The following is an 11,797-nucleotide window of genomic DNA, read 5'->3' on the forward strand; positions in this document are numbered from 1 at the left end:
TTAATATTTATTTAACACTACATGTTGCGCCGGTACTGCCCGCCCACTTCATACAGCGCATGCGTGATCTGGCCAAGACTGCAGTATTTCACGGTTTCCATCAGTTCTTCAAACAGGTTCCCGTTTGACACCGCCACTTGTTGCAGCCGTTGCAGCATGGCGTCACTTTTATCCACGTGGCGTTTTTGGAATGCCTGCAGGGTGTGGATCTGGAAGTCCTTTTCCTCGCTGGTAGAGCGGATCACTTCCTGTGGAATGATGGTAGGTGAGCCGTTCTTGTTCAGGAATGTATTTACGCCAATGATGGGATACTCCCCCGTGTGCTTCATGGATTCATAGTGCAGGCTTTCTTCCTGGATCTTGTTGCGCTGGTACATGCGCTCCATGGCGCCCAGCACGCCTCCCCGTTCTGTGATACGGCGAAACTCCGCCAGCACAGCCTCTTCCACCAGGTCTGTCAGTTCTTCAATGAAGAAGGAACCCTGCAGCGGGTTTTCATTCTTTGCGGTGCCCAGCTCACGGTTAATGATCAACTGGATGGCCATGGCGCGGCGCACGCTTTCTTCCGTGGGCGTGGTAATGGCTTCATCATAGGCATTGGTGTGCAGGGAATTGCAATTATCATAAATAGCATACAATGCCTGCAGGGTGGTGCGGATATCGTTGAAGTCTATCTCCTGCGCATGCAGGCTGCGGCCAGAGGTTTGAATATGGTACTTCAGTTTCTGGGAGCGGTCGTTGCCTTTGTATCTATGCCGGATGGCCCTGGACCAGATGCGGCGGGCCACGCGGCCTATCACGGCATATTCAGGGTCCATGCCATTGCTGAAGAAGAAAGAAAGGTTGGGCGCAAAATCATCAATGTGCATGCCCCGGCTCAGGTAATACTCCACGTAAGTAAACCCATTGGCCAATGTAAAGGCCAGTTGGGTAATGGGATTGGCCCCGGCTTCTGCAATATGGTAGCCGGAAATGCTTACGGAATAAAAGTTGCGCACCTTTTCTCGGATGAAATATTCCTGCACATCGCCCATCAGTTTCAGGGCAAATTCCGTGGAGAAGATGCAGGTGTTCTGTGCCTGGTCTTCTTTCAGGATATCTGCCTGCACGGTGCCCCGTACCGTGCTCAATGCCTGTGCTTTCAGTTTTTGATAAACTGCTGGCTCCAGCACTGCATCGCCGGAAACGCCCAGCAGGCGCAGGCCCAGGCCATCATTGCCCGCCGGCAGGTTACCATGGTAATGGGGTAGGGTAGCTTGTTTTTGTAGGGTGGCATTCACCTGGTCCCACCAACCATTTTCCGTGATATATTTTTCACACTGCTGGTCAATGGCCGCATTCATGAAAAATGCCAGCAGCACCGGCGCCGGGCCATTGATGGTCATGGACACCGATGTTTTGGGATCGCACAGGTCAAAGCCACTGTACAATTTCTTTGCATCATCCACGGTGGCAATGCTCACACCGGAGTTGCCGATCTTTCCATAAATATCCGGGCGCACGGCGGGATCCTCCCCGTAAAGGGTTACGCTGTCAAACGCGGTGGACAGGCGCTTTGCCGGCTGGTCCAGTGATACGTAGTGGAAGCGTTTGTTAGTGCGCTCAGGGCCACCTTCCCCGGCAAACATGCGCGTGGGGTCTTCGCCTTCGCGCTTTAACGGGAACACGCCTGCCGTGTAAGGATATTCCCCTGGGAGGTTTTCCTTCCGCTGCCAGCGCAGCAGGTCGCCCCAGTCTTTATAAGTGGGAAGGCTGATCTTGCGGATGCGGCTACCGGAAAGGCTTTCCGTGTACAGGGGCAGTTTTATTTCCTTGTCGCGCACTTTAAAAATATAGTTGTCTGCATGGTACTGCTCTACCACATTGGGCCAGTTGGTAATGAGCGCACGGCTCTCCGGCGACAACTGCTGCTCAATATTTACTTTGATGTCCTGCAATGCTGCATGGTTAGTGAGCTGCAGCACGCCTTCCAGCTGGTACCATTGCGTAGCCAGGGCACATTGCTCTTCCAGCCAGGCATTGTCCTGGTCCAGCGTTTCTGCAATCTCTGCCAGGTAGCGCACGCGCGCAGGTGGAATGATGAGGGAACGTGTAGTACCTCCAGGGCCTGCGCTGGTAGCAGCTTCGCCAAAGGTTACGTGGGTCTTCTCCCCTATCACCTGCATCAGTTTTTCAAACAACTGGTTCACCCCTGCATCATTGAATTGCGATGCAATGGTGCCTATCACGGGCAGCTGTTCATCCTTTGCGCTCCACAGGCCGTGGTTGCGCTTGTATTGTTTGGCCACGTCGTGCAGTGCATCCAGTGCACCGGCCTTATCAAACTTGTTGATGGCTATTACATCTGCATAGTCCAGCATATTGATCTTCTCTAACTGTGATGCCGCACCATATTCCGGCGTCATCACATACAGCGATACATCGCAATGCCCGGTGATCACCGTATCGCTCTGGCCAATGCCGGAAGTTTCCAGGATGATAAAATCAAAGCCGGCCAGCTTGCAGATATCCACGGCCTCCTGGATATGCTCACTGATGGCTTTATCACTTTCGCGCGTGGCCAGGGAGCGCATGTAGGCGCGGGGATGGTGGATGGCATTCATGCGGATGCGGTCTCCCAGCAGGGCCCCGCCTGTTTTTTTCTTGGAAGGATCTACCGACACCACGGCAATGGTCTTGCCAGGAAAACGGCCCAGGTAGCGGCGCACCAGCTCATCGGTGACACTGCTCTTGCCCGCGCCACCGGTACCGGTAATGCCCAGCACCGGTATGGTCTTGGCTGTTTCTGCAGGCGCTAACGGCAGCGGGTGTTTATTTTCTGCCAGGGTGATGGCCTGTGCGATCAGTTTTGCGTCTTTCCCGGGCAGGCCCTTCAATTCACCATTGAGCGAGCTTACTGTTTCAAAATCACACTGGCGGATGAGGTCTTCTATCATGCCTTCCAGGCCCATATGCCGCCCATCGTCCGGGGAGTACAGACGGGCAATGCCGTAGGCGTGCAGTTCTTTTATTTCATCCGGCAGGATAGTGCCGCCACCGCCGCCAAATATTTTAATGTGCCCACAGCCCTTTTGGCGCAGCAGGTCATACATGTATTTGAAAAACTCTACGTGGCCACCTTGGTAGGAGGTAACGGCTATGCCCTGCGCATCCTCCTGGATGGCGCAGTCTACAATTTCTTCCGCGGCGCGGTTATGGCCCAGGTGGATCACTTCTGCGCCTTTGCTTTGCATGATGCGGCGCATAATATTAATCGCGGCGTCGTGGCCGTCAAAGAGAGCGGCTGCCGTAACCAGGCGCACCTGGTGTTTTGGTGTATAAGACATGGGTGTGGTGAGAATGATTTTAATTAATAGTGGTAACGTGGAAGTTGCCGGCACACAAGGTACAAAAGTTAGGTGGATAGCGGTGCAAGCTATAATGGTGGCGGGTTTCAGGCCATTACAATCCGTTGCAGGCCCCGCAAAAAAAAATTCCCTCACACGGCTTGTGTGAGGGAATAATGTAATAACGGTCACCAGTACATACTTAAAAGTACACCATCTGGTATTTCATAACGTGGAATTATAATCAGCTATAGATTGAGAAAAAATTTAATCTGGTTGATTGCGTATGATCGAGTTACAGACTTTCTGCTTAGAAAAACTACTTCCTTAAAACGTGTTGCGTATATTTTACACAATCTTAACCTAAAAAATTGTTAAAAACAAATTTTTCGTGTTATTTATTTTTCAGCCCCATCGGCTCAAATGCAGAATAGTTGTAGGTTTTACACTTATGGTAAAAATGGCGCAAAGTAGCTGCGCCTGGCAATAGTTTAGCTTGCTGAAGCCACTGTTGGCATTTCCGGTCCGGTAAATCGTTTTAGTAAACAAAGTGGACGCCAAAGAAAAGAACAGGCATTTGCATAGCACAAAGAGGGGAGAGAAAAAATTTATAGTAAAAGGCATAAAAATACCACAGCGGGATATTGCAACCGCATAGAAACACACCATTGTGATAACATCGCCATCGGCTACAAGGCCTTAGTCTGGCTGGCGCCCATAGATCTTAGCAGGCCGGTGAGACACATTGCTCTCTGCTTCATGCAGGTCTACCAGCAGGTTCATGGCCAGTACTTTTTTACGGAAGTTGCGCCGGTCCAGTTTGTGATCCAGCACGGCCTCATAAAGGTCCTGCAACTCGCGGAAGGAAAAGCGGCGGGGCAACAAACGCAGGTCTGGTGGCTGCTCCTGCAACTTCTGCTGCAGGCGGTCGCGGGCTGCTGTTACAATAGTACCGTGGTCAAATGCCAGCGCAGGCAGGTCCTTCAGCAGGAACCAACGTAGTTCACCCGGCAGGGGAAAATTATTTTCCCGCAGGTGCACCAGGGTGTAGTAAGCCACGCTGATCACCCGGGCCGCAGGATGGCGCTGCACGCTGCCAAAAGCCTGCAACTGGCTCAGGTGGGGAAAGTCCGTTCCCGCAATGGTTTGTGAAACACGATGGGCCGCTGCATCCAGTTCTTCCTGCACCTGCACAGTGTCCCCGGGTAAGATCCACTGACCTTGATGCCCGGGTTCGTGGCACGGCATGAGTAACACCTTTAATTGATCCTGGTCAGATCCAAAAATGACACAATCGACAGATACAGCAAGGCTGCAAAAGGAGTCCATATCAGGGCGCTCCTGATGGCCGGAAAGGTTGTGGGCAACCATATACGTGGAATTAAATAACGCGGAATTGAATTTAAGATAAGAAAAATATTGTACAATGTACTCTATACAAGAGATAATGTACGTTTTCATTTGAGATCATACTGTTCAAGGTTATATTATTGACACGAAAACACCCTTCACCGGATGTTTTTCATTTTTAACTACAACCGCTGTGCATAGAATTTATCATTGTACCTTGTATAGAGTACATTGTACAATTTTTACCTTTACGCCATGTACACCAAAGACATAGAACTAGAGCTCACCGCGCGTGCCAGGCAGCTGCTGGCACAGGTGGCCACCCATAACGCCACCTCCCTGGATGATACGCTGGAAGACCTGCGCCGCGTGCTCCGCTACAATGATTACCGCTACTATGTGCAAAGTAGCCCGGTACTGAGCGATAATGAATATGACCAGCTCTTTGCCTGGCTGAAGCAACTGGAAGCAGCGCATCCTGATAAAGTAAGCCCGGACTCGCCCACCCAACGTGTGGCCCTGGGCCTTACCAGCGCCTTCCCCACCGTGCAGCACCTGGTGCCCATGCTAAGCCTGGAGAACTCTTACAATGCCGATGACCTGCTGGACTGGGACCGCAAAGCCCGCGAGGCCAGCGGCCTGCCTGAAATTGAATACTGCATAGAGCCCAAGTTTGACGGGGCCAGTATTTCCCTCATTTATGAAAACGACCTGCTGGTGCGCGGCGCCACCCGTGGCGATGGGGTGGCGGGGGATGATATCACGACCAACATCAAGCAGATCCGCTCTGTGCCGTTATCCGCGGCCTTTTCCGAATACGGCATCCACACCATAGAGATCCGTGGGGAAGCCATGATCAATAAAAAAACTTTCCGCGCGTTCAATGAGCAGCGCAGCGCGGAAGGCCTGCCCGTGCTGGCCAATCCCCGCAACGCGGCCTCCGGCTCCCTGCGCATGGTAGATCCCCGTGAAGTGGCAAAGCGTGGCCTGGAAGTATTCCTCTACCATATGAGCTACCATACCATGATCGATGGTAAAAAGGAGCCCAAGGAAATACTAACCCACAGCAATACACTGGACCTCTTTACCCACCTGGGTTTGCGCAGCCCTTCCAAAGAAAAGAAAGTAGTAAAAGGCATACAGGCCGTGATAGCGCACGTGCTGGATTATGAACAGCACCGGGACGACCTGCCCTATGAAATTGACGGCATGGTGATCAAGGTGAATGACTATGCGCTGCAGGACCAGCTGGGCATGACCTCCCATCATCCGCGCTGGGCCATTGCCTACAAGTTCAAAGCCCGCCAGGCCACCAGCCGCCTGCGCCACGTAGAGTTCCAGGTGGGCCGCACCGGCGCCATTACACCGGTGGCCAAAATTGACCCCGTAGCCATTGGGGGCGTAATGGTGGGTTCCATTTCCCTTCACAATGAAGAAATGATCCGCGAAAAAGACGTGAAGATCGGCGACATGGTGCTGGTAGAACGCGCCGGTGATGTGATCCCCTACCTGGTAGCCTCCATCCCGGACCTGCGCACCGGTGATGAAAAAGATATTGTGTTCCCCACAGTTTGCCCCGTGTGCCACGACCCGCTGTACAAGCCGGAGGGCGAAAGCGTATGGCGCTGCATCAATATCAATTGTGAAGCACAGGTGGTAGAGCGCATCATTCACTTTGTCAGCAAGGACGCCATGGACATCCGCAGCTTTGGTGAGAGCAATGTGCGCAAGTTCTACAGCCTGCAACTGTTGAAAGACATACCCGGCATTTACGAACTGGATTTTGAGAAAATAGGCAAGCTGGAAGGCTTTGGCAAAAAATCTTTGTCGAACCTGGAAGCCGCCATCGAGGCGTCTAAAAGCCAGCCATTGCACCGCCTTATTTATGGCCTGGGCATACGCTATGTGGGTGAAACCACGGCCAAGACCCTGGCCAACAGCGTATCCCACCTGCTGGACCTCCGGCAGCGCAGTGAAGAAGCCCTGCTTACGCTGGAAGACATCGGGCCCAAGGTAGTGGGCAGCATTGTGCAGTTCTTCCGCAACCAGGATAACATTCACATGCTGCAAAGGCTGGAACAGCTGGGCGTTTCGCTGGTCAATACGAAAAGCGCGGCCCCTGTGGAAGGCAACCTTAGCGGGCAAACCTTCCTCTTCACCGGCACCCTTTCCAAGCTGAAACGCGCCGACGCCGAGGCCATGGTGGAAGCCCACGGCGGCAAGCTGCTGGGCAGTGTAAGCAGTAAGCTTAATTACCTGGTGGTAGGTGAAGACGCCGGCAGCAAACTGGAAAAAGCCAAGAAGATCAACACCGTGCATATTCTCAGTGAAGACGAATTTATTGCCCTCATTAACAGCGAAGCATGACCGACGAATTTTTTATGCAGCAGGCCATGCGCGAAGCCCGCAAGGCCTTTGATGCCGGGGAAGTGCCCATTGGCGCCGTAGTGGTGGCCAATAACCAGGTGATAGGCCGCGGCCACAACCAGGTGGAAATGCTCAATGACTGCACCGCACACGCAGAAATGATAGCCCTTACCGCGGCGTTCAATTACCTGGGCAGCAAGTACCTGATGGATGCCACCCTGTATGTAACCGTGGAGCCCTGCCTCATGTGCGCGGGCGCGTTGTACTGGAGCAAAATAGGCCGCATTGTATATGCCGCCCCGGATGAGAAGAACAGCTACCGCCGCGCCACCGGGCAAACAAACCCCTTCCATCCCAAAACCAAACTGGAACAGGGGCCCTGCACAGAAGAGAGCCTGCAGCTGATGAAAACATTTTTCCAGCAGCGCAGGAATTAATTGGTATCCTTACAAAAAATAAAAGCCCGGACCAGCCATGTGGTCCGGGCTTTGCGTTATATCAGCAACACGGTTACCTGCCAGTGCCGGTATTGTTCTGCTGCAATTTGTTCATCGCGATGAGTTGCTTCATGGTGTGATCCATGCCTTCGGAAGATCCATCCAGGAAGATCACATTGCCTTTGGAATTTTCCGCAAAGTTCTTGATAGCTTCCGTCCACATGGAAAACAGGATCACAGAGGTATCCAGGTCTGCCTGCTGCATTTCACGGGCTGCCATGGTCATACCTTTAGCCACTTCTTCGCGGAAGAGGGCCACGCCCTGGCCACGCAGCTGTGCGGCCTGCCTTTCCGCCTCTGCGGCGATCTTGATGGCGTTGCCTTCTGCTTCCGCTGCCTTGGTCTTGGTAATGAGCAGTGCCTGGCCTTCGTTTTCTGCAGCGGCCTTCAGGTTGTTAGATGCCACTACCTGGGCCATGGAGCGCATAATGGCTTCGTCAAATGTAATATCATTCATCTGCAGGTCCTGCAGGTGGTAGCCCCATTCTTCCAGGCCACGGTCTATCTGTTCCTTTACGTGTTCGGTAATGTCACGGCGCAGGCTCAGTACTTCCGCCTGTTTTTTGGTAGCTACAAAGCCGCGGATGGAGCCTTCAATGGTGCGGATAAGGGCCTGCATAAAGCTTCTTTCGTCCACGAATTTGAATGCCACATTCTTGATGGTCTCTTCCTGGTTATTGAGCACAGAGTAGAGCAGCATGGCTTTAAAGTATACATTGGCCTGGTCTATGGTTATGGCCTGGAATTCCAGTTCCACGGAGCGGTTCTGGATAGAGATCCGTTTGTAAACTTTTTCAATGACGGGAATTTTGAAATTGAGGCCGGGAAACAGGACGCGCTGGTATTTTCCAAACACGGTGGTCACCGCGATGGTTCCCTGTTGTACAGTTACAAAACTGCTCAGGACCACCACGACGATGATGATGAGCAGTACAATGATAATAGTGGATGAGAACATACGATAAATGGAGTTTAGGATTTCATCAAAAGTAATAAAATCCTAACCCATTTAGCAGGTATTCAAATAATGGGTATCCCAAACAATTGAGAGAGGCCGGTCAAGTGCAGGATGCCAAGGAGGTGGAGACCAGGGCACCTGGTGTTCCTGCACTTTGTGTTTGGGGACTACAAAACAATGGATGAAGGGGAACGACAATGGATAAAGGAGAAAATCGGGCTACACAAGGAATGAAATGCGATAAAAATATGGTCAGCTATATTTTTTGTATTTTTTTCAAGTACAGGAAGGCGTCGTCCAGTTCTATCTGCTTCAGCTGGCAGGCTAATTTGGTGCGCAGATCTTCTGTTTCCTCACGCATTTTCTTGTATGACAATTTCAGTTGCTCATATTGTTCAAGTATTTCCTCCGATGAAGCGGTTTTTTCTACTTGCAAAATTTCATACGCTCTATCGTCGGTGATCATAGACATAGGGGCTTTTACATCCAATTGATTCGTTATACGTTTTATTAGCCACTAAATTAGTGGACTTCTAAAAGCGAGAAAATACCCAAGCTTGGGTATTTTTAGAAAAACGCTAAAAATCAACAGGAAAGAGACAAACCGTAAATGCGGGGAATGGGGATAACAAACGTGTGGTATTTTTTACTGGAAACCAATCCGTTTGGCTAATGCTACCAGTTCCGTACTGTTGCGAACCTTCAGTTTGAGGCGGATATTTTTCCGGTGCGTTTCCACGGTATAGCGGCTCAGGTTCAGTTCTGCCGCTATCTCTTTATTATTCTTGCCTTGTACAGCCAGGGCAAATACATCTTTTTCGCGGGAAGTAAGGCGGTTCAGCTGGTTCTCATTCTGGCGGCGCAGTACTTCGCGCATAGCTTCACTCAGCTGGAAATTGGTGTCCATGGCCAGCGTGAGATCCAGGAAGCAGCAGATCACATCCTGCACATTGCCATCTTCATCCCGGTTAAATGGCTTGGCCAGCCCCACCAGCCAGTACCAGGTGCTGGACCCCTTACGGCGTATACGGGTAACCCCACCAAAAACGTCTTTGGCGGCCATGAATGACTGTCTTGCCGTTTCGGCCAGTCCAAAATCTTCAGGGTGCATGATCTCCTGGAAAAACTGCATGCCCATAGCGGTCATCTCTTCCAGGGTGTACCCGGTGGCTTCGCACATAGCAGCGTTACACCAGTACACGGTCTTCTTTGTGTTGTTGGAAGCATAAAGTATTGCAGGTACTTCATCGACCACTCTTTCCAGCCATTGAACCCTAGCTTTTAATTCCTGATTCTCCTGTTGCAATGCAGCAAAGGAAGAAGCCTTCTCCTTACCGGCGTCTTTCTGCATACGTACTTTTTTACACAAACAATAGACAAACTAACCGTAAAGATTATACGAAAATCAATACCGGCAATAAAACGTTATAACACTTAATGTAAATATAAAATAAATACCAATATGAGCAAGGCTTTCAGCCAAATTAATCATTGTCTGAATCAGTACAAAAAACACCGGTTGAAGCGCTTTTTATTCCCCCTCCCCACTAACGGCACCTGCCTCATCCGGAATAACAAACCAGGCTACCGTATTGTTAAATGTGCATTACAATTCTTTGCATCTTGTTCATAAGGCAGTAAATTTGGTGCACCTCAAGCAAAAAGTATTTTTTTCACTCTTCAAAAATCATCGTTATGGCATTTACACTTCCGAGTTTACCGTATGCTACAGACGCCCTGGAGCCGCATATCGATAAAACGACCATGGAAATCCACCATGGCAAACACCATCAGGCTTATGTTGACAACCTGAACAAGGCCATCGCCGGTACAGAAAATGAAAATAAATCCCTGGAAGAACTGGTGGCAAACGCCGGTAAGATCAGCCCCGCTGTGCGTAACAACGGTGGTGGTCACTGGAACCACAGCTTCTTCTGGCAGATCATTGGCCCCAAGGCTGGCGGCCAGCCCACCGGCGCCCTCGCCGACGCGATCAACAGCGCCTTTGGCTCTTTTGATACCTTCAAGGAGAAATTCAACACCGCCGGTGCTACCCGCTTCGGTTCAGGCTGGGCCTGGCTGATCGTGAAAGACGGCAAGCTGGAAATAACTTCCACTCCTAACCAGGACAATCCCCTGATGGACGTAGCAGAAGTAAAAGGCACCCCCATTCTGGGTTGCGACGTGTGGGAACACGCCTACTACCTCAAATACCAGAACCGCCGCCCCGAATACCTGACCGCTTTCTGGAACGTGGTAAACTGGGCTGAAGTAACCAAACGCTTCGAAGCAGCTAAATAAATTAAAAGCCCAGGCCGGCGGCTTGGGCTTTTAATTCAGTATCAGGCCTTAGGTCCCAAGTCTTAGGTACCAGGCACTGATAGTGGTACTAAACCGGCATTTTATCAAAAAGGGACGCTCAATCGTTGGATTGAGCGTCCCTTTTTATATGTTTTTGCCCGGTCGCTGCCTGATACCCTGCGTGACGCCCGGTACCTGAGCCTTAAGACCTGAGACCTAGTACAATCTTTTCACCTTCACATTCTTAAACCAAGCCTCATCACCATGGTTCTGGAAGTCGATGTGCCCACCGTGGGCCAGGGCGTATTCAGGAGCGTCCTTCCACTTTCCGGTGGCCTTGTGCTGTTCCCACTCAGGGGTCCAGAGCGTGTATTTTACCACCAGCTTATCATTGAGCCAGTGTTCTACTTTGCCGCGATCTACCACAATGCGCGTGTGGTTCCAGGTACCTATGGGATTGGCCGCCAGGGTAAGGGGTGGGTCCATGGCATAGTTAGCGCCGGTCTGCTGCCAGGTTTCCAGTTTTTCAGGATAGCCGGCATCGTCTATCAGCTGGTATTCGGGGCCGGTCTGGTAAGGCTGTTGCTGGGTTTCGTTTACCAGGTAGAGGATGCCGGAATTGGCCTTGGGAGCCAGCTTCCAGTCTACATCCAGTACAAAACTGTCGTACATAGAGTCCGTAAGCAGGTCTACCCGGTGATGGCCGTTCTGTGCGCCCAGGCAGTGGATGGTGCCGCCGTCAGATACCCAGGCGTCTGCAGGCTGGTTCTTATACGCCCGCCAGCCGTGCAGGTCTTGCCCGTTGTAGAGGAGCTGCCAGCCTTCCGCCTTTTCCTTGTCGGTAAGCTGGTTGTCTACCGGTGGCTGGGAAGCCGCTGTGGTAGCAGGTCCCATGTGCCGTTGCTCGTGATGCAACTTCGCAAAAACAGAAACTGTCACTAAGGCCAAGCCTGTAAAGTAAATGAGTTTATGCTTCATACGTGGTAGTATTTTACAGA

9 protein-coding genes are annotated in these 11,797 nt (G+C 51.4%); 3 read left to right on the forward strand and 6 right to left on the reverse strand.

Going from position 1 to position 11,797, the window contains the following annotated elements:
* Positions 1–17: 17 nt before the first annotated feature.
* Together DCC81_RS01230 and DCC81_RS01235 are read right to left on the reverse strand one after the other, a co-directional pair.
* Positions 18–3,326: a methylmalonyl-CoA mutase family protein gene (locus tag DCC81_RS01230; protein WP_108684775.1), complete on the reverse strand. Its 3,309-nt coding sequence runs from the start codon at positions 3,324–3,326 to the stop codon at positions 18–20.
* Positions 3,327–4,025: 699 nt separating this feature from the next.
* The gene (locus DCC81_RS01235) at positions 4,026–4,787 is read right to left on the reverse strand and encodes an NUDIX hydrolase (protein WP_317047825.1); all 762 of its coding nucleotides are present in this window, start codon (positions 4,785–4,787) and stop codon (positions 4,026–4,028) included.
* A gap of 144 nt (positions 4,788–4,931) precedes the next feature.
* Between DCC81_RS01235 and ligA the strand changes: the two genes are divergently transcribed.
* Both ligA and DCC81_RS01245 read left to right on the forward strand, forming a co-directional pair.
* Complete coding sequence (gene ligA, locus DCC81_RS01240; protein ID WP_108686431.1) at positions 4,932–7,043, forward strand: NAD-dependent DNA ligase LigA; 2,112 nt, start codon at positions 4,932–4,934, stop codon at positions 7,041–7,043.
* The gene (locus DCC81_RS01245; protein ID WP_108684776.1) at positions 7,040–7,480 is read left to right on the forward strand and encodes a nucleoside deaminase; all 441 of its coding nucleotides are present in this window, start codon (positions 7,040–7,042) and stop codon (positions 7,478–7,480) included. Before ligA ends, DCC81_RS01245 begins: the two co-directional genes overlap by 4 nt.
* 73 nt (positions 7,481–7,553) lie before the next feature.
* On the opposite strand, the gene DCC81_RS01250 is transcribed toward DCC81_RS01245, so the two are convergent.
* The 3 genes from DCC81_RS01250 to DCC81_RS01260 all read right to left on the reverse strand — a co-directional run bounded on the left by DCC81_RS01250 (position 7,554) and on the right by DCC81_RS01260 (position 9,849).
* Positions 7,554–8,498 (reverse strand): SPFH domain-containing protein, encoded by a 945-nt coding sequence (locus tag DCC81_RS01250; protein ID WP_108684777.1) that lies wholly within the window; start codon positions 8,496–8,498, stop codon positions 7,554–7,556.
* 256 nt (positions 8,499–8,754) lie between these two features.
* Positions 8,755–8,964, reverse strand: coding sequence for a hypothetical protein (locus tag DCC81_RS01255; protein ID WP_133177496.1), 210 nt, complete (start codon positions 8,962–8,964; stop codon positions 8,755–8,757).
* Between the two features lie 180 nt (positions 8,965–9,144).
* Positions 9,145–9,849, reverse strand: a complete 705-nt coding sequence (locus tag DCC81_RS01260; protein WP_108684779.1) for a LuxR C-terminal-related transcriptional regulator — start codon at positions 9,847–9,849, stop codon at positions 9,145–9,147.
* Positions 9,850–10,193: 344 nt separating this feature from the next.
* On the opposite strand from DCC81_RS01260, the gene DCC81_RS01265 reads away from it, so the two are divergent.
* The gene (locus DCC81_RS01265) at positions 10,194–10,799 is read left to right on the forward strand and encodes a superoxide dismutase (RefSeq protein WP_108684780.1); all 606 of its coding nucleotides are present in this window, start codon (positions 10,194–10,196) and stop codon (positions 10,797–10,799) included.
* A gap of 216 nt (positions 10,800–11,015) precedes the next feature.
* On the opposite strand, the gene DCC81_RS01270 is transcribed toward DCC81_RS01265, so the two are convergent.
* The gene (locus DCC81_RS01270; protein ID WP_108684781.1) at positions 11,016–11,777 is read right to left on the reverse strand and encodes a 3-keto-disaccharide hydrolase; all 762 of its coding nucleotides are present in this window, start codon (positions 11,775–11,777) and stop codon (positions 11,016–11,018) included.
* Positions 11,778–11,797: the final 20 nt, after the last annotated feature.

Origin of the sequence: Chitinophaga parva (assembly GCF_003071345.1) — a bacterium.
GTDB lineage: Bacteria > Bacteroidota > Bacteroidia > Chitinophagales > Chitinophagaceae > Chitinophaga > Chitinophaga parva.